Origin of the sequence: uncultured Agrobacterium sp., assembly GCA_913777615.1 — a bacterium.
Classification (GTDB): Bacteria; Pseudomonadota; Alphaproteobacteria; order Rhizobiales; family Rhizobiaceae; genus Agrobacterium.
In genome coordinates this window covers 55,752-79,100 of the sequence record CAJYTK010000018.1, presented here as the reverse complement: position 1 = coordinate 79,100, position 23,349 = coordinate 55,752, and the positions used below count along the sequence as shown (strand labels likewise).

Sequence of the window (23,349 nt, the reverse complement as noted above, 5' to 3'; positions counted from 1 at the left end):
CGGCTATTGCGCCGCCAATTCCTGCTCCACCAGCGTTTTCCAGAAGGCAACGCCGGATGCGATCGCATCATCGTTGAAATCGTAGGAGGTGTTGTGGTGCAGTGCGCCGTCCACGGCAGGTCCGTTGCCCAGCCACACGTAGCAGCCCGGTGCTTCGCTGGCAAAGAAAGCGAAGTCGTCACCGGCAGTGGACGGCGGAAAGGCCGTGCGCACCTTGGCTCCGAACACGCTTCGCGCCGCCTTCAATGCGCGCTCGGTCGCGCTCGCCTCATTGACCACAGGCGGGATGCGGCGGATGAATTCGTAATTGGCCTCAATGCCAAACATCGATGCAGTGCCGTGCGCCAGACGGCCGATTTCTTCCTCCAACTGATCGCGCACATGAGCCGCATAGGCCCGGGCCGTGCCGCCAATATGGACGAGATCGGGAATCACGTTCAGCGCATTCGGATCCCCCGCCTGAAGCGAGCAGGCGCTGACGACTGCGGGTTGCAGCGGATCGACCACACGTCCGACAATGCTCTGCAGCGAAGCGAGAAAGCTTGCTGCGGCCGTGATCGGATCGCGCCCGAGATGCGGTTTTGCGCCATGGGTACCGACGCCCTTGAAAACCACGCGCCAGCTGTCGGAAGACGCAAGCTGCGGCCCCTCCACCACCGCCATCTCATCAGTATCGAGGCCGGGCATATTGTGCAGACCATAGACCGCATCGCAGGGGAAAAGCTCGAAGAGCCCGTCTTCGACCATTTTCCTGGCACCGCCGCGACCCTCTTCCGCAGGCTGAAAAATGAAGTGTACGGTGCCGGAGAAGTTTCTGGTCTGCGCAAGTACGCGGGCAGCACCGAGAAGCATGATGGTGTGTCCGTCATGACCGCAGGCATGCATCTTGCCCGGTCTGGTCGATTTATACGGTCGCTCCGCGAGTTCAGGCATGGCAAGGGCGTCCATGTCTGCGCGCAGCCCGATCCGGCGCGTGCCGTTTCCCACCTGAAGCGTGCCGACCACACCTGTGATCCCCAGACTGCGATGGACGGAGATTCCCGCCTTCTCCAGCAGCGAGGCGACGATCTGGCTCGTCCGCTCCTCTTCGAAGCCAAGCTCTGGATGGGCATGCAGATCGCGACGCAGCGCCGTCAGATAGGAAAGCTCTTCGGCGGTCATGATCGACGCAGTCATCAGTGAAGTCCTTGGGATTTGTGTGTGGAAGCCGAGCAGTGTTGCCCGGATATCAGAGGTATTTGTAGTGCAAAAGTACGTTGAATTTAATAGGAAATTTAACAGGAATGCAGACGATGTTGAGGAAACAAATGATGGGGAAAGACGCATGATGGAGCCTCACGAGTTCTGGCAGGAGCTACATGAGCCAGGCAGCTTTCCCACCGAAGGAACGAAGGTCGGCTTCTACCCGGTGACGTTGGACGATGGGCGGCAACTGCGTTTGCCGATCCGTCCGCTTGCCGATGGAGCGCATGCGCTGGCCTCCCTGATTATCAATCAGGCCTCCTTCGAGGTGCTGGGGGTGCTGGCGGATGATCTTGCTGCCAAGCTGAAGGCCTTCGAACCGGATGTGGTCGTGGGATTGCCCACCCTTGGCCTGACGCTCGCAAGCGAAGTGGCGCGTCGCCTCGGCCATTCACGCTATGTACCGCTCGGTACGTCGCGGAAATTCTGGTATCTCGATGCGCTCTCGGTGCCGATGTCGTCCATTACGACGCAGCAGGAAAAGCGCCTCTATGTCGATCCCCGCATGCTGCCGCTTCTGCAAGGGAGGCGCGTGGCGCTCATTGACGATGTTATTTCCTCCGGTACCTCCATTGTCGCGGGCCTCTCCCTGTTGGGTGCATCCGGTATCGAGCCGGTCGTCGTTGGTGCTGCCATGCTGCAATCCGAGCGCTGGCGAGAGGCGTTGGAAAAGCTCGACCAAAAGTGGCCACTGCGCGTCCGTACTGCCTTCTCCACGCCTTTGTTGCAGAAAGAAGGAGAGGGCTGGATCTGATAGTCGGGGAACTTCATCTCCGCTCCGGGGATTAGAAGAGGCTGTTGGAAGAAATCGTCGCCTCCGAGGAGTTTCCATGCCGAGACAGACATTCTGGAAAGGTCACCTGAGACTGTCGCTTGTCACGGCAAAGGTGTCACTCACGCCCGCAGTCTCTGAAAGCGGCAAGATCCGTTTCCACGTCATCAACCGCGAAACCGGAAATCGCGTGGAAAGCCGCTACGTGGATAGTGTCACGCACCGGCCCGTAGCGGAAAAAAATCAGGTGAAGGGTTTCCCGAAGGAGGACGGTGACTTCGTGCTTCTCGAGGATGACGAGATCGATGCGGTCGCCCTGGAAAGCACCAGAACCATCGATATCCAGACCTTCGTGCCCGCAGGCTCCATCGATTGGATCTGGTACGATCGACCGCACTTTCTCAAACCGGAAGACAAGATCGGGGCAGAAGCCTTCAGCGTCATTCGTGAAGCGATGAAGGCCAACAAGGTGGTGGGCATCGCCCGCCTGGTGCTTTACCGCCGCGAGCACGCGGTGCTGCTGGAGCCGTCGGGCAAGGGCATCATCCTCTGGACGCTGCATTATGGCGACGAGGTTCGCGAGGCCGTCGATACGATCGACAAAAAGATAAAGATCGACAAAGAGCTGCAAGAGGCGCTGGATAAGCAGATCGACAAGCAACTGACGAATTGGAAGCCGTCTCTGGTACAAGATACCGTGCAGAAAAAGGTACAGAAGCTGCTGAAGACAAAAGCGAAGAGCGGGCCGAAGTCGAAGACAAAGACCTCGCCAGGGCCGGTGAAAAAGGGCGGCAATGTCATCAATATCATGGACGCGCTGAAGAAGAGCTTACAGTCCTAGAAATCCACGTTCATCTTAACCAGGAAGCGGCTTGGCGGATGCCCAGAATTCGGCCCATGGGTCTGTCTTCCTCTCCTTGACGTGCTTCGGCGTGTTCTTCACGTTGAACTCCGCCGGTCCTTTGACAGTGGAAAGCTCGGGCCATTCGAGCGGCATCGACACAGTCGCGCCAGCCCTCGCACGAGTGGAATAGGGTGCGACCGCCGTGCTTCCGCGCCCATTACGCAGATAATCGATGAAGATGCGACCATTGCGTTTGGCCTTCGTTGCGACAGCCAGATATTTATCCGGCTCATCTCTGCCCATGTCAGTCGCAAGCTTTTTCGCAAAACTCTTTACCTTGGCCCAGCCCGCCTTCGGCTCAAGGGGTACGACGACATGCAGGCCCTTGCCGCCGGAAGTCTTTACGAATGCTGCCAACCCCGCCGCTTCCAGCCGGGATTTGAGATCAAGCGCGGCTTCGACCACCGCGCTCCATACCACGTCCTTCCCCGGATCGAGATCCATGGTGATCAAGTCCGGCTTTTCCCAAGCCTTGGTGCTCGAACCCCAAGGGTGAATTTCAAGCACTGCGGATTGAACGAGCGCCATCATGCCATCGAAATCGCTGATGACCACAAGCGGTTCGCCCGCGCGGTCTTTCGGGTCCTTAATCGAACCGATCGCTTTATTCATGCCGCGCCAGGGGTGCTTTTGGAAGAATGTTTGGCCGTCGATCCCTTCCGGGCAGCGGAGCAGGGAAAGTGCGCGATTTGTGACGTAGGGTGCAATATACTCCCACACCGTGGCATAATAGTCGGCCAGGTCTGCCTTGGTAGTCTTCTGATCCGGCCAATAGACCCGCTCGGGATGGGTGAATTTGATCTTCGTCTGTGGTGTCTGTGTTGCGCCACCTGTCTTAGACTTTGTTACGTCTTCTATCTCCCGGCTGACCTCCTTGGGTGCCTTGTCTTCGCGCAATCCTTTGAAGGAGGCGTGGCGAAGATTGCCATCGCCGGACCAGCCACGAAACTCGACTTCCGTGACAAGCTGCGGTTTGACGTAGTGAAGATCGCGCCGGGCAAGTGCTGTAAGCTTCTGCGAGAAGGGACTTTCTGTCTGCGTCAGAGGTTTGAGCCTGTTAAAGATCATCTCTGCGGTCGCGCCGGTGAAGCCGGTTCCCACCCGGCCGACATGCCGAAGCTTGCCATTCTCGTAAACGCCAAGCGCCAGAGAGCCGATAGCCTCGTCCGATGAGGAAGACAGCGTATAGCCTCCGATGACAAATTCCTGACCGCTGCTGCACTTGGACTTAATCCACTGTCCCTTGCGCCCGGAGACGTAGGGAGACTCGGCGACCTTAGAGATGACACCTTCCAGTCCAAGCGAGCAGGCATTCTGGAGAACCTTTTCTCCGTCCTCTTGAAAATGCGCGCTGTAGCGCAGCACAGGGTCGTCGGAGGGTAACAGTTTTTCCAGCAACGCCTTGCGATCCACAAGTGGCGCTTCCTGCAGGTCCCGGCCATCCAGATAGAGCAGGTCGAAGAGGTAGTAGCGAAAACGATCATGCCGACCCTCGCTAAGATCGGACTGAAGTGCGGAGAAGTCGGAAACGCCACTTTGCTTTTCGACAACCAGTTCGCCGTCGATGATGGCAGTTTCCACCGGCAGTGCGGCGAGCGATTGGCGGATGGCCTCTCCGAATTTCTCCGTCCAGTCCAGCCCGCTACGGGTGAGGAGCACGACTTCACCCTTCTCGATCCTGGCCTGCAGACGATACCCGTCGAACTTGATTTCGTGCAGCCAGCGAGATCCTTCCGGCGCCCAGTTCTTCAAGGTCGCCAAGGCGGGCTTTATGAAGGAGGGCATTGCAGCCTTGCGGCTGCCCTTTGGGAAATCATGCACCTGTTTGCTGACGGTCCTCGCGCTTTTGGCCTTTGAAGACACCGGCTTGGAATTCCAAGTGTCCTCGGGTTTTTTCGCCACCTGCTCGATGCTGCGACCGGTATTGACGGAATCGGCAGCCTTGTCGAGCAGATCGATTGTGTCGCTGGCCTCTTCGTCATGCGCCTTGATCAGCAGCCAGTTTTCCCTTTTCTCGTCTGGTTTTCCCTTCATCCGTACCAGATGCCAGCGGCCCTTCAGCTTCTCGCCGTCGAGTTCGAATTCCATGTGGCCTTTGCGATAGGCCTTCTTCGCATCGCCGATTGAAGACCAGGTGCCGCGATCCCAGACGATAACGGTGCCGCCGCCATACTGTCCCTTCGGAATGGTGCCTTCGAAGTCCGCATAACTTAGCGGATGATCCTCGACATGAACGGCAAGCCGCTTTTCATTCGGATCGAGACTCGGGCCTTTGGTCACCGCCCAACTCTTCAGCACGCCGTCCATTTCCAGGCGGAAATCGTAGTGCAGCCGCCGGGCATCGTGTTTCTGTACCACGAAACTGTTGCCGGCGGTGGCAGCCGCTTCGCCTTTCGGCTCCGGCGTCTTGTCGAATTTGCGCTTCTGATTATAGGTTTGAAGGCCCATGGATCAACTTGCCTTCTTGCTTTTAGCGGTGCCGGATGACTTGGGCTTGGTAGCCTTTTTGTCAGAGGCACCGGCGCTCTGGCGCAGCGCTTCTTTCAGATCAATGACGTTATCGCGCTTCTCGGGCTCGCGCTTCTTGATCGTCTTGCCTTCGATTTTCGCCTGCACGAGTTCTGTCAGAGCATCATTATAGCGGTCGCTGTAATGCGACGGATCGAATTTGCCTGCCCGCTTCTTGATGATGTGACCTGCAAGTTCCAGCATCTCATCATCGAATTCGATATCGGGAATGGACTTGAATGCGGCGGCTTGCGAGCGCACCTCGTAATCATAGTTCAATGTCGTGGCGATCAGCGCATCGCCATCGAGCCGGATCAATAGCATTCGGTTTCGGCGAAAGAGTATCGCTTCCGCAAGTGCCGCGACTTGGCGGTCTTTCAGCGTTTGCGCCAGAAGCGATAGGGCTTCACGATCCTGGTCGGTAGATGGCGAGAGGTAATAAGGCTTGTCGAAATAGAGTTTATCGATTTCGGTACAATCGAGGAAATTCTTGATCCGGATTGTCTTGTTGGCATCTGGCAACAGCTCGGCAAGCTCATCGCCCTCTATGACGATATGATCGCCATTCTCAAGTTCGTAACCTTTAACCTGTTGGTCCCGCTCGACCTTATCGCCAGTTTCACTATCCAGGTACTGTCGCTCGACACGATTACCCGTTTTGCGATTAATGATGTTGAATGAGATTTTCTCCGACGATGAGATGGCTGTGTAGAGTCCAACATCGCACTGAAAATCAGCGAATTTGATACTACCTCTCCACACGGCTCTCGGGGACATTTGTCAGCTTTCTTTCACTTTGGATCGGTCGGAACGATCCCGCTCGATGATGCGCTCTACTGCGACCAGATCGTCCTGCGAGAACGCCGGGACGGGGTCAGAAGTCATAGCCTCCATCACCTCCGGCGATAGTCCGCCGTGGCGAGCGACCCATTCCATCGCTTCACGCGTGTCTCGCTCCGCCTTTAATTGCGCATAGAGCGCCACGATCAACCGGTCGCGAATGTCGGGTTGATGGTTCTGCGCCTGTGCGGGTCTAGCGGTATTTGCCATGTCTCTTAAATTCGGCATGGGATCGAAAGTTCCCTGAACACGAGCTTCGCCAGGTAGAGGGGGTTTCCGGTGCTCCTAGCCCCGGAAATCGCCCTCGTTCATTTCACGCTCGTCGTAATTTACGTCCCAGTCCTTTTCAGGCTTTTTTTCACCTGGCGGGATTTTGTTGGCTGTCGCGTCGTCGGAGCCAGTAATGACAGTGGGTTTGGCGCTTGCAACGCCGTTATTGTCCGAGGTCTTTTTGCCCGGCGCAAATTGCGGTCTTGCATCCGCATGGATCTTGTCGACGTTTTTTTCCGAACTCATGGGAACCTCCGTTGGTTGATGGGCCTAACCTTGGAGTGTGAGATGTGTTCCTTCAGGAGAACGTGACAAAGGCGCGATGTTGACTGTAGGCGCACAGAGTGTTGGGGAAAGGGCGGAGTTTGCGCCTTTCCCCCAAGCGCGATCAATCGATCGACATTAGCGCGGCGCCGGCCTGGAGATAATCGCCTTCCTTGACCAGCAGGCGGATCTTGCCGCTTTTCGTGGCAATGATTTGCGTTTCCATCTTCATGGCTTCCATCACCGCCAAGAGGTCTCCCTCGGAGACGCTTTGCCCATCTTCAACCTTGAAGGATTGCAACGTGCCTGAAACGGGAGCGGCGATCTCGCCATCCTTTTGAACGGCTGCGCTATCTGCACCAATCGGAGATACGGTGCCGACTTTGCCGAGGGCGGAGAGGAGAACGGTGGGTAGACCCACGGAAACGCGCTTGCCATCGATTTCGAGGTAGGTGCGTTGGATGGATGGATCTTCTGCTTGGACAGGGCGCTCCATCGCATGCGGCATTGCGGCGAAGTCGGTTTCGATCCAGCGGGTGTGGACGTTGAAACGATCCTTGCCTGCAAAGTCGTCCGACTCCAGCGCCGCACGGTGGAAAGGCAAAACGGTCGCCACACCTTCGATCTTGAACTCTTTCAGGGCACGGCGCGCGCGTTGCAACACTTGCTGGCGATTTTCACCGGTGACGATCAGCTTCGCCATCAGAGAATCGAACACGCCAGGCACGCTTGAGCCAGTCACGACGCCGCTATCGAGACGAACGCCAGGGCCGGCGGGCGGATCGAAGAGTGTGATGGCGCCGGGTGTGGGCAGGAATCCACGGCCCGGATCCTCGGCGTTGATGCGGAACTCCATCGAGTGGCCGCGAGGTTCCGGCGTCTCCAGAACACGCAGCGACTTGCCTTCGGCGATGCGGAACTGTTCGATGACCAGATCGATACCGGTCGTTTCCTCGGTAACGGGGTGCTCAACCTGAAGGCGGGTATTGACCTCCAGGAACGAAATCGTGCCATCGACGCCGAGCAGAAACTCCACCGTGCCGGCACCGCTATAGCCCGCGGCGGCACAGATCGCCTTGGCGGACGAGTGGATTTTTTGCCGTTGCTCGTCCGAGAGGAAGGGGGCAGGGGCTTCTTCGATCAACTTCTGATTACGGCGCTGCAGCGAGCAGTCGCGGGTGCCGAGCACCAGCACGTTGCCATGCTTGTCGGCCAGAACCTGCGCCTCGATATGGCGCGGCCGGTCGAGAAAGCGTTCGAGGAAACATTCGCCGCGACCGAAAGCGGCGGTCGCTTCTCTGACGGCGGATTCGTAGAGATCGGCGATCTCTTCCATCTTCCAGGCAACCTTCAAGCCGCGTCCACCGCCGCCATGGGCGGCCTTGATGGCGACCGGCAGGCCGTGTTCTTCGGCAAAGGCGATGACTTCGGCTGCGGTGTCCACCGGGCCGTCGCTGCCAGCAACGAGCGGCGCGCCGACGCTCGTCGCGATGCGTCGCGCCTCGACCTTGTCGCCCAATGCGTCGATCACCTTCGGGTCGGGGCCGATCCAGATCAGGCCTGCATCAAGCACGGCTTGCGCAAATTCGGCGCGTTCGGACAGAAAGCCGTAGCCGGGATGGATGGAGTCCGCACCCGAACGCTTCGCGATGGCAATCAGCTTGGGGATATCGAGGTAGGTTTCCGAAGGGCGCACACCCTCCAGCGCATAGGCCTCATCCGCCATGCGCACGAACACCGCATCCTGATCCGGGTCGGCATAGACGGCGACAGACTGGAGACCGTAATCCGCGCATGCGCGAATGATCCGGACAGCGATTTCGCCGCGATTGGCAATCAGAACTTTCTTCATCGCTATTCTCCTCGGATTCAAATGTTCTTGGCTGTAATGTCGGCGAAAGGCCCGATCGGGCGGAACTGGATTTTGGCATTGACGGGGATCTGCCCCGCGAGATCGAGATGATACTCCGCCACGGCTCCGATCACCGGATAACCGCCAGTCAGCGGATGATCGGCAAGGAAGAGCACGGGCTGGCCGCTATGGGGAATCTGGATTGCGCCTGTGGCAGTGCCCTCACTCGGCAGTTCTGCGCTATCGAGGCGTTCCACCGGAACCTCACCTGCCAGGCGAATGCCCACGCGGTTGGATTGCGGCGTCACCTGCCAGAGTTGGTTTGTCAGCGTCTCGATACCCCTCTGCGAGAACCAGTCGGTGCGCGGACCGAGAACGACGTCGAGCGTGACAACATCGTCTACGGACGGCGGTTCGAAGCTCGCAACTTCATCGATGGCAACGCTAGACAGCGTCTTGGCTTCGCTTTTGAGCGGCAGGATCGCGCCAGCGACCACCGGCTTAGGCCCGACGATGGCCAGCGTATCGGTAGCGAAACTGCCCAGCACCGGCTCGACGTCGAAGCCGCTGCGGACGGAGAGATAACAGCGCATGCCCTTGGAAGGTTGGCCAAGCGTGACCACGTCGCCGGACTCAAGCGAGATCGGCGTGTATATATCGGCTGTGAAGCGCCCGTGTGCCGTCTCGATGGTAATGGGGCAGGGGGCTCCGGCAAGAGCGATCACGGCCCGGCTCGAGGCGCGGAAGGAAAAGCCGCCGAGCGTCAGTTCCAGACAGGGCGTGTTATGTGGATTGCCGGTGATGCGGTTTGCCGCATTGAAGGCGCCGCGATCAAGCGCACCGGAGGCGGAAACGCCTTGTCCGGTCTGTCCGAAGCGGCCGAGGTCCTGAAAAAGCGCGGGCATGGGTGCTGTAAGCACTTCGAAATGTGGTTTTTCTCTCGACGGTTCGGTAGCCTGCTTCGCAGGAGCGGACGCCGGTAGGCTGATCTTTCCCGTCACCTTGTCCATGTCGACAAAACGGACCCGGTAGCCTGGCTGGAACAGCGCGCCGGGATCTCGGTCGATGTCCCACATTTTCACCGGCGTTGTGCCGATGATCTGCCAGCCGCCTGGACTGTTTTGCGGATAAACTCCGCTGAAGGCACCCGCCAACGCGACGGAGCCCGCCGGAATGCGCGTGCGCGGGCTTTGCCGCCGCGGCACATGCAGTGCCGGGTCGCCACCAACGAGATAGCCGAAGCCCGGTGCAAAGCCACAAAAGGCGACAGTGAACTCGCTCTCCGTATGGCGGCGAACAACTTCATCAACACTCAGTCCCGTCAGACCTGCGACATCGGCAAGGTCTTCGCCATCGTAACGAACCGGGATTTCAACCAGTTGATCCGAAGGCGGGATCTTCGCCGTCAGGTCGCGACGGGAAAGTTCCGCGGCTAGCGCTTCGCGATCGATCTTTTCCGGACGGAAGCGGATCATCAGGGTGCGGGCCGCTGGAACGGTCTCCTCGACGCCGTCGACCGGATCGTTTTCGAGAGAGGCGAAAAGCGCAAGCGTCTCATCAAGATCGGCAAGTTCGACCAGGATCGTCGTGAGACTGACGGGAAGAAAACGCATCATATCCTCACGCGTGATAGGCGGAATCGGGAATGTCTGTGATGAACATATGGCCCGGCGCATGGGTGATGGCAAAGGGCACGCCAGACGCCATGACCGCCGCCTGCGGGGTCACGCCGCAAGCCCAGAACACCGGCACTTCGCCGGGCTCGATGCGCACAGGATCGCCAAAATCCGGCTTCGCGAGATCGGTGATGCCCAGTTCCTCTGGCATGCCGATATGCACTGGTGCGCCATGAACAGCCGGGAAGCGACCGGAAATCGTCGCCGCATCCGCAACCCGCGATGCCGGGATCGGCCGCATTGAGACCACCATATTGCCCTTCAGGCGTCCCGCAGGACGACAGGCGCGGTTCGTCAAATACATGGGAACATTGCTCTTGTCCGTCATGTGGCGGATTTCGATACCCGCTTCCACCATCGGCGTTTCAAAGGTGAAGCTGCAGCCGATCAGGAAGGCCACCATATCGTCGCGCTCGGCCCAGGCCGACGTGGCATCATGGGTTTCCTCAGCGAGCTTGCCATCACGCCAGATTCGGTAGAGCGGCAGATCGGTCCGTAGATCAGCACCGGGCGCCAGAAGCGTGGTGGGTGAGCCGGGATCGGAGACGTCCAGTACAGGGCAAGGCTTTGGATTGCGCTGCGCATAAAGCAGAAAGTCGAAGGCCCAGTCGCGCGGCAGCACGATCATGTTGGCTTGCGTGAAGCCCGGCGCGATACCGGAGGTCGGCTGCACGAGACCGGCGCGGTAGCTGGCGCGTGCTTTTTGTGCAAGCTCGACATTCTTGGCGGTGTGCGATGTAGGGATGGTCATTGGCCGCTCCTATCGTTCAAGAGGTGAAAGAGCGAACGGCAATACCGTCCGTTTCAAACCGGCGGCGAATTTCGCGTGCAATATCGACCGCGCCTGGGCTATCGCCATGAACGCAGATGGACTGCGCCTCGATCTTGATCACGCTGCCGTCGATGGCTTCCAGCGTTCCCTGGCGGGCCAGTTGCACCATGCGGTCGGCAATTTGATCGGCATCGTGGAGGACCGCACCCTTCTCGCGACGGGACACGAGTTGCCCATCCGGCGTATAGGCACGGTCGGCAAAAGCTTCTGCCACAACGGAAAGTCCCGCCTTGCGTGCCAGATCGAGAATTGGCGCGTTGGCGAGGCCCATCAGCACCAGCGATGGATCGACGGCTTTGATGCCGTCAATGACGGCCTGTCCCGGCTTGGAATCGTGGGCGATGCGATTGTAAAGCGCACCGTGTGGCTTGACGTAGCGAACCGTAGTTCCAGCGGCAGCGGCAATGCCTTTCAGCGCGCCGATCTGGTATATCACGTCAGCGATCAGATCCTCCGGCGTTACGTCCATATCTCTACGGCCGAAGCCGACGCGGTCAGGATAGGACACATGCGCGCCGATCACCACGCCATTGGCAGCTGCCGCCTTCACGGTCTTGAAAATGCCGGTCGGATCGCCCGCGTGAAAACCGCAGGCAATATTGGCGCTGGAGACGATGGAGAGCATCGCTTCGTCGTCGCCCATGCTCCATGCGCCGTAGCTTTCGCCAAGATCGCTGTTGAGGTCGATATGCGCCATGGTGATGTTCTCCTGAACCGTTTTGGTAAGCGTGGCCACCCGGGGCGGCCACGTGTTTTTGTCGCAGTCTTATCAAAGACCGAGCAGGCCGAAGATCGTGCCAGCAGACTTGTAGCCCATGTACCATGTCAATGCGCAGGTCAGGACGCCGAGGCCGAGCAGGACGCGGGAGTAGCGATGACCGCCCATCAGGTCTTCACGCTTCCATGCGGCGAAAAGGAAGATGCTAAGGCCAATCGGCAGGATCAGGCCGTTCAGACCGCCGACGAAGACCAGCATGGCCGCAGGCGGCGTGGTGATGAGCATGTAGGCGACGAGCGACACGGCAATAAAGATGACCGTCGCGATGTTGCGGGCGCGCTCGCTCATGTCCTGCTTGAAGACTGGGAGGAATGAAACGGAGGTATAGGCCGCCCCAATGACGCTCGTGATCGCGGCTGCCCAGAAGATGATGCCGAACAGACGGAAGCCGAGATCGCCCGCAGCCGAGCGGAATGCCTGACCGGCCGGGTTGGCCGCCTGGCTGGAGGTATCGATGATGACACCGCTGGCGACGACGCCGAGAATGGCAAGAAACAGCACGTAGCGCATGATGCCGGTGACGGCGATACCCGTCAGTGCTGCGCGGTTGACGGCAGGTAGATTTTCGATGCCGACCATGCCGCGGTCCAGCAGACGATGAGCGCCGGAATAGGTGATGTAGCCGCCAACGGTGCCGCCGACGATGGTGGTGATCGTTGCGAAATTGATCGTGTCCGGCAGGAACGTCTGGCGGAACGCATCACCGACGGGCGGTGCCGAAACAAACGCGACATAGAGCGTCAGCACGATCATCACGATCCCAGCGAATATGATGAAGCGGTCAACCGCCAGGCCAGCGCGCTTGGAAAGGAAGATGGCGATAGCGAAGACCGCGCTGATAGCGCCGCCGATCTTGGGGTCGAGGCCAAACATGGCGTTGAGCCCAAGGCCGGTGCCGCCGATGTTGCCAATGTTGAAGAACAGACCGCCGATAATGACCAGGATGGCGAGAAGATAGCCTGATCCCGGAATGGCTGCATTGGCAATGTCCGAGGCGCGCATACGCGTCAGTGTGACGATGCGCCAGATGTTGAGCTGGACGACGAAGTCGATGAGGATGGAGGCAAGAATGCCGAAGGCGAAGGCGGCGCCCAACTGCGTCGTGAATGTCGCCGTCTGTGTGATGAAGCCTGGGCCGATGGCCGATGTCGCCATCAGGAAGATGGCGGATAGCAGTGCAAAGCGTCTGGAGTTTGTTTTGGACGCAGCCGCGCTGGTGCGGCCGGGCATTTGCTCGGTCTGCTGCATGAGAGTTTTCCTGTTCTTATCGTCACCCGCCCCTCGCGGATGCTTATCAGGTCATCATGGATGGTTTGTTTGTGATGTCAATATTGTTCAACAATTTTTTTATTTTGTTCATTCATATGCCGTTTCTCAGATCAACAGTGACGTCTTGAACGCCACTTCCTCCTCCTTGCGGCGCAGCCGTTAAAGCCGTTGAAACTATTGCTTGATTCCTCCAGTCTTTTGTTATCTGAAGACCGCGCAAGAAGAAGCGAGGAAGCCTGTGACAGACACACGTGAAAGCATGCCGCTGTCCGACTGGATCGCCAAGCGCATCCGCCTCATGCTGATATCGGGCGAACTCAGACCAGGTCAGCGCATATCGGAAGCAGCCTTCAGCGAGCATCTGGAAGTATCGCGCAATTCTCTGCGTGAGGCCTTTCGCATCATGACGAAAGAGGGTCTTCTGCGGCACGAGACCAATCGCGGCGTTTTCGTGCAGACGCCGACCATGGCTTCGATAATGGATATTTACCGCGTGCGGCGCATGCTCGAGTGCGGGGCGCTCCGCAAGGCGTGGCGCCTGCATGAATCGGTCAAGGCCATGCGCCAGGCTGTCGAGGAGGCCAAGCAGAAGCGCGAGCAGGAGCTTTGGCTCGAGGTCGGTAGCGCCAATATGGCCTTTCACTCAGCCGTTGTAGCGCTTGCCGATAGTGAGCGGTTGAGCGAGCTTTATGAAAGGGTATCGGCCGAGCTTCGTCTGGGCTTTGCTCTCATCGAGGATCCGCGTCTGCTGCACTCACCCTTCGTCGACATGAACGAGGAGATCGTCACTCTGTGCGAAGAGGACAGGTTTGCAGAGGCAAGCGAGAAGATGGAAGACTATCTGGTGATCTCCGAGAACGGTCTTCTAAAAGCCTTTGGGAAACTTTCCAGCAAATCGAGATAAAGTGCGCGGCGCTTTGGGTTCGCTCTCGCACTAGCGCTATTCGACTTTCAAACCACTCGCCTCAACAAAAAAGGGACCGCGCACGGCGCGATCCCTTTTCATTTGGAGCGACCGTTGTTCGATCAGAACTGACGACGGAAGCCGGCGGTGATGGCGTGGCTCTTGAAGTCTGTGCTGGAAACCGTGCCGTCTGTAGCGGTGAAGTCGAAGTTGTCCGCACCCGTGTAACGATAGCCGATATCGAAGGTGGTGTTGGCAAACAGCGCGCTGTCACGCAGGAAGGAGATGGTGTTCAACTCAATGCCCACGCCTGCATCCAGATGGTATGCAAATGCCGTGTCGCTGTCGTTCATGATCACGCCAGGACCAGCTGTACCCTGATCACGAAGCTTGAGGTTCATCGCGCCAATACCGCCACCGAAGTAAGGGGTGAAGGCCGTGCCGGTCGGAACGTCGATGTAGCCGTTGACGTAGCCCTGGAAGTTGCGGGCGGAGCCGAAGGAGCCAGCAGCACCCACGCCGTTTACCGTATGCGTATCGACATCCGAGCGGCCGTAACCGACTTCAAGTTCCACGCGTGGGGAAACGAAGTCGTAAGAGCCGAAGCTGTAACCGGCGCGAAATGCGCTGTAGTAACCGACATCGTAATCGGTGTTGACGCCAGCGCCAACGATCGAGAAGTTTGTGTCGTCCATAAATGTCAGGCTGTTCAGGCTACCGATGTAGAAGCCGCCTGGATCGGCAACGACTGCCGGTTCGGTCTGAACGGCAAGGTCAGCCGCATAAGCGGTGGTAGAAGCAAGCGCTGCCATGAGTGCAGCAAGCTTGATGACGTTTCTCATTTGAAAACCTTTCTGAATCAGCCCCCGCCGAATGCCGTGACACTGCGCGTGAGTTCCTCCTGTGTCCACGACGTCGCATTCAATTAGCAGATGATTGCAAGCTGAAATCCTCGATCCGTTGCAAGGCGGCAACGAATGGAGGAGTTGACGTAAGGGTAGCCGAATGACCAAGCCTGCTCGACATAATGTTGTTGTTTTTTCAACGGATGGCCGTGCTCGCCAATTTGTTGGCACCAGAAGGTGCCACTCTCAGGAGACGTAAATGGACGAGATCAGAACGAAACGTTTGGCTCTTAGAAACTTCAAGGCGGAAGACGCGCAGGACCTGCTTGCCTATTTGCGCGATCCGCGGCCGAACTGCTTTCTCTCGCAACGGCTTCAAAACCTCGAAGAGGCCGAGGCAGAAGCAATCAAGCGTGGCGGCTCCGATGACTATATTGCAGTCTATTCCACCGAGCATGACAGGGTGATCGGCGATCTCTTTGCCATTGCCGATGAAGAGGGTGATACGCTGTCCGTTGGGTGGAATTTTAATGGCGACTATGCCGGCTGTGGCTACGCGCAGGAAGCGGCTCGCGCACTGTTTCGCTGGCTTTTCGTCGAGAGGCAGATACGTCGCCTCTACGCCTACGTCGAAGATAATAACTTTGCCTCTCAGAAGCTATGCGAGAGGCTCGGGATGCGCCGCGAAGGGCTGTTCCTGGACTTCATTTCCTTCACCAAGAACGAGGCTGGACACCCGCTTTACGAGAATACGATGCAATATGCACTTTTGCGCCGGGAGTGGCAGGCGCAGACATAAGGCTCCGTTGACAAAGAAGCTTGAATAGGACCAAAGTCGCGCCGATCATTGTGTTTTCGGGGAGAGACCGATGTCCTTTCGCGTCGTTACGCACGCCTTTGCTCTTGTTCTTGCCGCTTTGACCGCATCTCCGCTCCTGGCACAGGATGCGACGCGCAAGGTGGTGACGACCGCAAATGGCGACTATTTCGGTTTCGATCTGCGCACCGAGCAGAATGTCTCGCTTGACCAGTGCAAGACCATTTGCATCGATGACAAGGGCTGCAAGGCCTTCACCTATAACCCCAAGGTGAAGTGGTGTTTTCTGAAGTCGGATTACAACCAGCTTAACGCCTTTCCAGGCGCTGTTGCCGGCAAGATCGTCGAAGCAGCCAGCGAGCCAGACCTTGGCGCACCGCAGCGTCTCTCCTTCGTCGAGGACAGTCTCTACCAGCAGGCGCGAAAGCTGAAGGCCAACCTGCCGCAGGCCGATGACACGCAAGGGCTTGATGCTCTGCTATCGCAGGCCCGCCAGCAAGCGGTGTTCGACATCCCGCAGGCTGTGGAAGTCTATAAGTCCGCGCTTTCACTCAACCCAGAAAATGGTGATCTGTGGGCTGAACTTTCCTCCGTCGAAGCGAAGGTCGAAAACAATTATGAAATTCTCGGCGAGGCGCCAGCGGCAGCGCTCAACGCCTACCAGTTCAGCCGAACGCAGAGCGCTCGGTTGACGGCGCTGAACCGGCTGGCTCAGGCTTTCGAGAAGGGTCAGAACTATCGCGCGGCGCTGAATTCTTACAAGGCAAGCCTTGCGCTTTCGGATGTCGCCAAGACACGCGCGGCCTATAACGATCTTCGCACCCGCCAGGGCTTCCGCGTCGTCAACAACACGGTTGACAACGATAGCGTGACGCCGCGTGCCTGCATTCAGTTCTCAGAGCCCCTGGTCAAGAATGCCGATTATTCGCCATTCGTAACATTCGATGGCGCTGCGCCAAAAGCGCTCGAAGCCAAGGGCAGCGAGATTTGCGTCGAAGGTCTGACCCACGGGCAGAAATACAAGATAGCCCTTCGCGCCGGCCTGCCGTCCTCCGTGGAAGAGCCGCTGGAGAAGCAGGTTGATCTCGACATTTACGTGCGCGACCGCGCCGGCTCGGTGCGCTTCACTGGCGATAACTTCGTGCTTCCCGGCACGGCGCGTCGCGGCATTCCGCTCGTCTCGGTCAATATCGATCATGCGGATTTGAAGCTTTATCGTGTAGGCGATCGCAACATCACCTCGCTTCTGGCCAATTCACAGTTCCTTACCCAGATGGATGGCTATGGCGCCGAAAAAATCGAGAACGAGTTGGGGGAACTCGTCTGGCAGGGCGGGATCGATATCCAGACCGAACTGAACAAGGACGTGGTCACAAGTTTCCCGGTGGACGAGGCTCTGCCGGATCGCAAGCCCGGTATTTATGTCATGACTGCTGTTCCGCCGGGCACGGCTCCGGAAAACTGGGACGCGCGCGCCACTCAGTGGTTTCTGATTTCCGATACTGGCATCACCACCTATGCCGGAACCGATGGTCTCAATGTTTTTGTGCGGGCTCTGAGTACGGCCGAACCATTGAAAGGCGTCTCGCTTCAGCTTCTGGCCAAGAACAACGAAGTGCTCGGTTCCGCCACCACGGATGGCGAAGGCCGTGCAACATTTTCCGCAGGCTTGATGCGAGGCTCTGCAGGACAGGCGCCTGCCATCATAACAGCGCGCAATGGCGAAAAGGACTATGTCTTCCTCGACATGACACGCGCTGGCTTCGATCTTTCCGACCGGGGCGTGACCGGTCGCGCCGCACCCGGTGCCATCGATGTGTTCAGCTGGACGGAGCGCGGTATTTACCGCGCTGGTGAAACGGTGCATGCATCCGCACTTTCGCGCGATGTCGAAGGCAATGCGATCGAAAACCTGCCATTGACATTTATCTTCTCGCGCCCTGACGGCGTCGAGGATCGGCGCTTCGTCAGTGATGGCAAGGCGCTCGGCGGTCACGCGGTAGATCTGCCACTTCAGGAATCTGCCATGCGTGGGACCTGGACGATGCGGATTTACACTGATCCAAAGGCCAGCGCGATCAGCGAAAAATCCTTTCTGGTCGATGATTTCGTTCCTGATCGCACCGAATTCGAGTTGACCAGCGCATCGAAGGAGATCGATCCGGCGGGTGAGACCGAGATCGACGTCGATGGCCGCTATCTCTATGGCGCACCGGCGGCAGGACTTGAGCTGGAAGGCGAAGTGGCGCTGAAGCCGACGCGCACCAACCCGGCCTTCGAAGGCTACTTCTTCGGCCTGGCGGATGAGGAGACGGAAGAGGAAAGCCGCACGACGCTTGATAAACTTCCTGCCCTGGATGAAAACGGCAAGGCAAGCTTCCCGGTGGAGCTTGGTGATCTTCCCTCAACTACGCAGTTCCTGTCGGCCAACATCACGGTCCGCATGCGCGAGGCGGGTGGCCGTGCGGTGGAGCGTTCGCTGACATTGCCGGTGAAGTCCGACGCCAACATGATCGGCATAAAGCCGCAATTCTCGGGGGATCTGGCGGAAAACTCCATCGGCCGTTTCCATGTGATCGGCCTTGCGCCAGATGGCAGTAGGCAGGCCATGAAGGACCTCACCTGGAAGCTGATCAAGGTCGAGCGCAATTATCAATGGTATCGTCAGGGCAATTCCTGGCGCTATGAGCCGGTGGTTCATACCAAGCAGGTAGAGACCGGTACGCTTTCCGTAACAACGGATGGCGCGGAGATTTCCGTTCCCGTCAACTGGGGCCGTTACCGGCTGGAGGTTGAAGCCCCGCAAAATGATGGCGCAGTCTCCAGCGTGGAGTTCGATGCTGGCTGGTTCGTTACCGCAAGCTCGACCGAGACGCCGGATGCGCTGGAAATCGCGCTCGACAAGCAGAGCTATAAGGTCGGCGAGACCGCCAAGCTTCAGGTCACCTCCCGTTACGCCGGACAGTTGATGGTGGTCGCAGGTTCCGAAAAGCTGATCTCGGTGCAGAATGTCGAGATCGGTGACAAGGGCGGCGAAGTCGAAATCCCGGTGACCGAAGATTGGGGCGCTGGCTCCTATGTGACGGCAACCCTGTTCCGCCCCGGCGATGCGCAGGAAAGCCGCATGCCGATGCGCGCCATTGGCGTGAAGTGGCTTGCGGTCGATCCGGGCGAGCGCAAGCTCGGCATCGCGCTCGATCTTCCCAAGCAGACATTGCCAAGACAGGCGCTGCAGATTCCGGTGCATGTTTCCGGTGCGGGCGCTGGCGACAAGGCCTATGTGACGATTGCAGCCGTGGATGTCGGCATTTTGAACCTCACCCGCTACGAGCCGCCGAAACCGGATGAATGGTATTTCGGCCAGCGTAGGCTTGGGCTTGAAATCCGCGATCTATATGGCCGCCTGATCGATGGTTCGCTCGGAGCCACTGGGCGTCTCAGAACCGGTGGCGATGGCGGGCAGGTTGCGCTGCAGGGCAGCCCGCCGAAAGAGAAGCTCGTCGCATTTTTTGCCGGTCCGGTTGAATTGGATAGTGAGGGCAAGGCGACGGTCAGTTTCGATATTCCGCAATTCAACGGCACGGCGCGGGTCATGGCGGTTGCCTGGACCAAGACCGGAGTCGGCCATGCGGTTTCGGATGTCGTCATTCGCGATCCGGTGGTTGTGACTTCCAGCGCACCAAAGTTCCTCAGCCCAAGCGACGTGTCGCAGTTGCGGCTCGACATTGTCAACACCGATGGCGAGGCAGGTGATTACAAGATCGATGTCACCAGCAACATGGCTGTGACCGTGGATCAGGGCGAATTTTCTGAGGTAAAGAGGCTGGAGAAGGGTGGGAAGACGTCGCTGACCGTGCCTTTGACGGGCGAATTTCCCGGTGAAGGGGAGATCGCGATCAGGGTCAGCAACGCCAGCGGTATTTCGCTGGAGCAGGCGCTGACCATTCCCGTGCGTCCATCGGTTCTTCCGGTCACGACACGCCGCAACATCAAGATTGCGCCGAACAGCAGTCTGACGGTGGACGGCAACCTCCTGGCCGATAGCTTGCTGGTTGGCTCGTCGGTGTCGGTCAACGTCACCCGCTCTCCGGCCTTCGATGTTCCGGCACTGATGATGATGCTGGACAAGTATCCCTATGGCTGCGCCGAACAGACGACGAGCCGGGCGCTGCCGCTGCTTTACGCGGCCGAATTAATGAAGGACAGCGGTGGCAAGGACGATCCGGAACTGCGCAAGCGTGTGCAGGATGCGATCTACCGGGTGCTCTCTTTCCAATCGAGCGCAGGTAGCTTCGGTCTCTGGTCGCCGGGCGAAGGGGATCTATGGCTGGACGCCTACATCACCGATTTCCTGACGCGGGCACGTGAGCAGTCCTACGATGTGCCGGAAGCGGCCATGGTGCAGGCACTGAACAATCTGCAAAATGGGCTCGCCTATGACAGCAATGTCAAGGATCGCGGCAACGAGATCGCCTATTCGCTCTACGTTCTGGCGCGCAACCGCAAGGCTGCGATCAACGATCTGCGCTATTATTCTGATACGGCCTTGAACGAGTTCCCGACGCCGCTTGCCAAGGCACAGGTTGCGGCAGCGCTCTCTCTCTATGGCGATGCGGCACGCGCCAAATCCGCCTTCGGAGCCTCGTTGACCATGGCCTCTTCCAGCGCGAACGTGCCGCTGGCGCGCGCCGATTACGGTTCAGCGTTGCGAGATGGCGCCGCCTCTCTGGCGCTGGCGGCAGAAAGCCGTCCGGTTCCGGCGGTCGTGTCTCAGCTTGCGGGCGTCGTTGCCAAGGATTTCGAGTCAAGGAGCTATACCAGTACGCAGGAGCAAGCCTGGATGGTTCTGGCCGCCCGTGCCTTGAAGGGCGAGGACAAAGATATTCGCCTCGATGTGAACGGCACGTTGAAACGGGGCGGCTTCAGCCAGCGTATGAGCGGCGATGAATTGCTTCGGGCGCCGCTCAACGTCACCAACGCCTCGGCGAACCCTGTCACGGCGGTCGTCACCACCGTGGCGCCGCCGTCCAAGCCCCTGCCGGCGGGCGGCGACGGCTTTACCATCGAGAAGACCTATTACTCAATGGATGGCGAGGAGGTGAATGTCAGCGAGGTCGAGCAGAACCAACGATACGTTGTGGTGCTGACCGCCATTCCGCAAAATGACTGGCAGGCACGCATTCTCGTCACCGATCTTCTGCCAGCCGGTTTCGAGATCGATAATCCGAGCCTCGTCAACAGTGCAGCGCTTGCCAACTTCGACTGGTTGCCGGAAACGCAAGCGGCGCATACGGAATTCCGTTACGACCGCTTCGTCGCGGCTTTCGACAGAAGTGCGGGCGATGGTTCGGAAATCACGCTGGCCTATGTGGTACGTGCCGTAACGCCCGGCACCTATGACAACCCGGCCGCGAGCGTGGAGGACATGTATCGTCCGCAGTTTTCCGCCCGTACCGCGACGGGCCGCATGGAGGTTCGCGCAGCGCAGCAATGAGGGGTTGGCACAGCTTGTTCGTTGGCTTTGCTCTGGCGGCGTGCGTATCTGGCGCCGCCATGTATGGGCTTGACCGTCTGGATCGTGCCTATCCGCCCCCGTTGGAAAATGCCCGCCTTGTTTCGCAGGAACTGGTGGATGCCGATGGCAAGCTTCTGCGCGCCTTCGCTACGCCGGACGGACGCTGGCGACTGCAGACAACTGCCTCAGAGGTCGATCCGCAATTTATCAAGATGCTGATCGCCTATGAGGATCAGCGGTTTTACGACCACCACGGCGTCGATATCCAGGCGCTGGGACGCTCCGCGTGGCAGTTGCTGACCAATGGCCGCATCGTTTCCGGCGCGTCTACGCTCTCGATGCAGGTGGCACGGCTGATCGAGCCACGCGCCGATCGTTCTTTCAGCGCCAAATTCCGCCAGATGCTGCGCGCCGTGCAGATCGAGCGCCGTTTAAGCAAGGATGAAATCCTCGAACTCTATCTCAATATCGCGCCCTATGGCGGCAATATCGAAGGCATTCGCGCAGCAAGTCTCGCCTGGTTCGGCAAGGAGCCACGGCGGCTCGATACGGCAGAGGCGGCGCTTCTGGTGTCGCTACCGCAACTTCCCGAAAAGCGAAGACCGGATCGTTTTCCGGACGCTGCCAAAGAGGCCCGCGAGCGCGTGCTGCAAAGGCTCGCTGTCGCTCGCATTGTTGGGGAAGGAGAAGCCGAACGTGCATCCGCCACAGCTGTTCCCAGGGATCGTTTGGCGCTGCCTGCCTTCGCTCCGCATTTGGCGCAGGCTGCGCGGACAAAGTTTCCAAGCCAGCATGTCATCGGCTCCACGTTGCGGCGCGGCATCCAGAACGAACTCGAAGCCCTGGCGCGACATGCCGCAGACAGGATTAGCGACAAGGTCTCGGTCGCCATCGTCATGGCCGATAGCAGCAACGGTGAAATTCTTGCAGAAGTCGGCTCCGCCGGTTTTCTAGATAGCGACCGTCGTGGCTGGGTGGAGATGAGCCGCGCCATCCGCTCACCGGGCTCGACGCTGAAGCCCTTCATCTACGGGCTTGCTTTTGAAAATGGCCTCGTCTCGCAGGAGACGATCATCGAGGACCGCCCGGCGGATTTCTCCGGCTATCGACCGCGCAACTTCGATATGCAGTATCAGGGCGATGTCAGTATCCGCCAAGCCCTGCAATTGTCTCTCAACGTGCCCGCGGTCAAGCTTCTGGATGCCGTCAGCCCAGCCGCGTTGATGGTGCGCTTCAGGCGCGCTTCCGTCAATCTCACGCTTCCCAAGACCGAGCCACCAGGCCTTGCTATCGCGCTTGGCGGTGCGGGTTTGTCGTTGGTGGATCTCGTTCAGCTCTATGCGAGCCTTGCCAATCAGGGTCAGCCGGTCAAGCTTGGCGATGGCGTGAGAAACAGGCCAGAGGTTCTCGACGTCGAACCGATCTTTTCACGCAGCGCCATCTGGAACATTACCGATACGCTATCCGGCGTTCTGCCGCCACTTGGCATGAAGCAGCGCGGCATCGCTTATAAGACCGGTACGAGCTACGGCTATCGCGACGCCTGGTCGGTCGGTTACGATGGCCGATATGTGATTGGGGTCTGGGTGGGACGCGCCGATAACGGGTCCGTTCCCGGCATTGCCGGTTACGCGACTGCAGCCCCTATACTTTTCGATGCCTTTGCCAAGTCCGCCGTGGCGAACACGCCTTTTGCACCCGCACCAAGCGGCGTTTTAAGGCTGAGCTACGGCGACCTTCCTGCCAATCAGCGCCGCTTCACCACAACATCCAGCGGACTTCTCTCGTCATCCAGGCGCGAGTCTTCGCCTTTGATCGTCTATCCGCCGGAGGGTGCGCGGGTCGAATTGTCAGATAGCACAGGCGCAATTTCGCCGCTGGTCCTCAAACTTCAGGGTGGCCGTGCGCCGTTCCGCTGGCTTGCAAATGGAAAGCCGCTGCCGGATCTCACGCGCAAACGCAGCAACGAGTGGCAGCCGGAAGGTCAAGGCTTTTCCACGCTAACCGTCATCGACGCCGATGGCCGGGCGTCGAGTGTGCGCATTTTCGTTCAATAGAGCG

General features: G+C 58.8%; 17 protein-coding genes. 6 read left to right on the top strand and 11 right to left on the bottom strand.

From position 1 onward, the window contains the following. Positions 1–3 precede the first annotated feature (3 nt). A complete protein-coding gene (locus QZ862_RS16970) occupies positions 4–1,176 on the bottom strand; it encodes a M20 aminoacylase family protein (protein ID WP_296101092.1) in 1,173 nt (390 codons plus the stop codon). A gap of 148 nt (positions 1,177–1,324) precedes the next feature. Between QZ862_RS16970 and QZ862_RS16965 the strand changes: the two genes are divergently transcribed. Both QZ862_RS16965 and QZ862_RS16960 read left to right on the top strand, forming a co-directional pair. Beyond that, positions 1,325–1,996 carry a phosphoribosyltransferase gene (locus QZ862_RS16965; protein ID WP_296101090.1) on the top strand — a complete coding sequence of 224 codons (672 nt, stop codon included), beginning with the start codon at positions 1,325–1,327 and terminating at the stop codon, positions 1,994–1,996. A 76-nt stretch (positions 1,997–2,072) separates the two neighbouring features. Then, complete coding sequence (locus QZ862_RS16960) at positions 2,073–2,855, top strand: Ku protein (protein ID WP_296101089.1); 783 nt, start codon at positions 2,073–2,075, stop codon at positions 2,853–2,855. Between the two features lie 15 nt (positions 2,856–2,870). Here QZ862_RS16960 and ligD read toward each other — a convergent pair whose 3' ends face one another. From ligD to QZ862_RS16915, 9 genes are all read right to left on the bottom strand, one after another. Further along, positions 2,871–5,366 carry a DNA ligase D gene (ligD, locus tag QZ862_RS16955; RefSeq protein WP_296101088.1) on the bottom strand — a complete coding sequence of 832 codons (2,496 nt, stop codon included), beginning with the start codon at positions 5,364–5,366 and terminating at the stop codon, positions 2,871–2,873. A gap of 3 nt (positions 5,367–5,369) precedes the next feature. Further along, the gene (locus QZ862_RS16950) at positions 5,370–6,203 is read right to left on the bottom strand and encodes a Ku protein (RefSeq protein ID WP_296101087.1); all 834 of its coding nucleotides are present in this window, start codon (positions 6,201–6,203) and stop codon (positions 5,370–5,372) included. 3 nt (positions 6,204–6,206) lie between these two features. Then, positions 6,207–6,476: a hypothetical protein gene (locus QZ862_RS16945; RefSeq protein WP_296101114.1), complete on the bottom strand. Its 270-nt coding sequence runs from the start codon at positions 6,474–6,476 to the stop codon at positions 6,207–6,209. A 75-nt stretch (positions 6,477–6,551) separates the two neighbouring features. Continuing rightward, on the bottom strand, positions 6,552–6,782 hold the full coding sequence (locus QZ862_RS16940) for a hypothetical protein (RefSeq protein ID WP_296101086.1): 231 nt from the start codon (positions 6,780–6,782) through the stop codon (positions 6,552–6,554). 142 nt (positions 6,783–6,924) lie between these two features. Beyond that, a complete protein-coding gene (locus QZ862_RS16935; RefSeq protein ID WP_296034764.1) occupies positions 6,925–8,652 on the bottom strand; it encodes a biotin carboxylase N-terminal domain-containing protein in 1,728 nt (575 codons plus the stop codon). Positions 8,653–8,669: 17 nt separating this feature from the next. Beyond that, complete coding sequence (locus QZ862_RS16930; protein WP_296101085.1) at positions 8,670–10,265, bottom strand: 5-oxoprolinase/urea amidolyase family protein; 1,596 nt, start codon at positions 10,263–10,265, stop codon at positions 8,670–8,672. 7 nt (positions 10,266–10,272) lie between these two features. After that, entirely contained in the window at positions 10,273–11,079 is an 807-nt protein-coding gene (locus tag QZ862_RS16925) for a putative hydro-lyase (protein ID WP_296101084.1), read from the bottom strand. Between the two features lie 16 nt (positions 11,080–11,095). Further along, the gene (locus QZ862_RS16920) at positions 11,096–11,857 is read right to left on the bottom strand and encodes a 5-oxoprolinase subunit PxpA (protein ID WP_296101083.1); all 762 of its coding nucleotides are present in this window, start codon (positions 11,855–11,857) and stop codon (positions 11,096–11,098) included. Positions 11,858–11,929: 72 nt separating this feature from the next. After that, a complete protein-coding gene (locus QZ862_RS16915; RefSeq protein WP_296101082.1) occupies positions 11,930–13,186 on the bottom strand; it encodes an NRAMP family divalent metal transporter in 1,257 nt (418 codons plus the stop codon). Between the two features lie 259 nt (positions 13,187–13,445). Here QZ862_RS16915 and QZ862_RS16910 point away from each other — a divergent pair, with 259 nt between their 5' ends. Further along, positions 13,446–14,111 carry a GntR family transcriptional regulator gene (locus QZ862_RS16910; protein ID WP_296101081.1) on the top strand — a complete coding sequence of 222 codons (666 nt, stop codon included), beginning with the start codon at positions 13,446–13,448 and terminating at the stop codon, positions 14,109–14,111. Positions 14,112–14,233: 122 nt separating this feature from the next. Here QZ862_RS16910 and QZ862_RS16905 read toward each other — a convergent pair whose 3' ends face one another. After that, the gene (locus tag QZ862_RS16905) at positions 14,234–14,953 is read right to left on the bottom strand and encodes an outer membrane beta-barrel protein (RefSeq protein WP_296101080.1); all 720 of its coding nucleotides are present in this window, start codon (positions 14,951–14,953) and stop codon (positions 14,234–14,236) included. A 262-nt stretch (positions 14,954–15,215) separates the two neighbouring features. Here QZ862_RS16905 and QZ862_RS16900 point away from each other — a divergent pair, with 262 nt between their 5' ends. The 3 genes from QZ862_RS16900 (at position 15,216) to pbpC (ending at position 23,345) form a co-directional block, all read left to right on the top strand. Continuing rightward, on the top strand, positions 15,216–15,755 hold the full coding sequence (locus tag QZ862_RS16900; RefSeq protein ID WP_296101079.1) for a GNAT family protein: 540 nt from the start codon (positions 15,216–15,218) through the stop codon (positions 15,753–15,755). Between the two features lie 70 nt (positions 15,756–15,825). After that, complete coding sequence (locus QZ862_RS16895) at positions 15,826–21,267, top strand: alpha-2-macroglobulin family protein (protein ID WP_296101078.1); 5,442 nt, start codon at positions 15,826–15,828, stop codon at positions 21,265–21,267. Then, positions 21,264–23,345, top strand: coding sequence for a penicillin-binding protein 1C (gene pbpC, locus QZ862_RS16890; protein ID WP_296101076.1), 2,082 nt, complete (start codon positions 21,264–21,266; stop codon positions 23,343–23,345). The genes QZ862_RS16895 and pbpC overlap by 4 nt, the downstream gene beginning before the upstream one ends. The last annotated feature ends 4 nt before the right edge of the window (positions 23,346–23,349 follow it).

Coding starts and splice junctions, on each gene's coding strand:
- QZ862_RS16970 (WP_296101092.1), bottom strand. CDS start 1,176: ATGACTGCGTCGATCATGACCGCCGAAGAGCTTTCCTATCTGACGGCG.
- QZ862_RS16965 (WP_296101090.1), top strand. CDS start 1,325: ATGATGGAGCCTCACGAGTTCTGGCAGGAGCTACATGAGCCAGGCAGC.
- QZ862_RS16960 (WP_296101089.1), top strand. CDS start 2,073: ATGCCGAGACAGACATTCTGGAAAGGTCACCTGAGACTGTCGCTTGTC.
- ligD (WP_296101088.1), bottom strand. CDS start 5,366: ATGGGCCTTCAAACCTATAATCAGAAGCGCAAATTCGACAAGACGCCG.
- QZ862_RS16950 (WP_296101087.1), bottom strand. CDS start 6,203: ATGTCCCCGAGAGCCGTGTGGAGAGGTAGTATCAAATTCGCTGATTTT.
- QZ862_RS16945 (WP_296101114.1), bottom strand. CDS start 6,476: ATGGCAAATACCGCTAGACCCGCACAGGCGCAGAACCATCAACCCGAC.
- QZ862_RS16940 (WP_296101086.1), bottom strand. CDS start 6,782: ATGAGTTCGGAAAAAAACGTCGACAAGATCCATGCGGATGCAAGACCG.
- QZ862_RS16935 (WP_296034764.1), bottom strand. CDS start 8,652: ATGAAGAAAGTTCTGATTGCCAATCGCGGCGAAATCGCTGTCCGGATC.
- QZ862_RS16930 (WP_296101085.1), bottom strand. CDS start 10,265: ATGCGTTTTCTTCCCGTCAGTCTCACGACGATCCTGGTCGAACTTGCC.
- QZ862_RS16925 (WP_296101084.1), bottom strand. CDS start 11,079: ATGACCATCCCTACATCGCACACCGCCAAGAATGTCGAGCTTGCACAA.
- QZ862_RS16920 (WP_296101083.1), bottom strand. CDS start 11,857: ATGGCGCATATCGACCTCAACAGCGATCTTGGCGAAAGCTACGGCGCA.
- QZ862_RS16915 (WP_296101082.1), bottom strand. CDS start 13,186: ATGCAGCAGACCGAGCAAATGCCCGGCCGCACCAGCGCGGCTGCGTCC.
- QZ862_RS16905 (WP_296101080.1), bottom strand. CDS start 14,953: ATGAGAAACGTCATCAAGCTTGCTGCACTCATGGCAGCGCTTGCTTCT.
- QZ862_RS16900 (WP_296101079.1), top strand. CDS start 15,216: ATGGACGAGATCAGAACGAAACGTTTGGCTCTTAGAAACTTCAAGGCG.
- QZ862_RS16895 (WP_296101078.1), top strand. CDS start 15,826: ATGTCCTTTCGCGTCGTTACGCACGCCTTTGCTCTTGTTCTTGCCGCT.
- pbpC (WP_296101076.1), top strand. CDS start 21,264: ATGAGGGGTTGGCACAGCTTGTTCGTTGGCTTTGCTCTGGCGGCGTGC.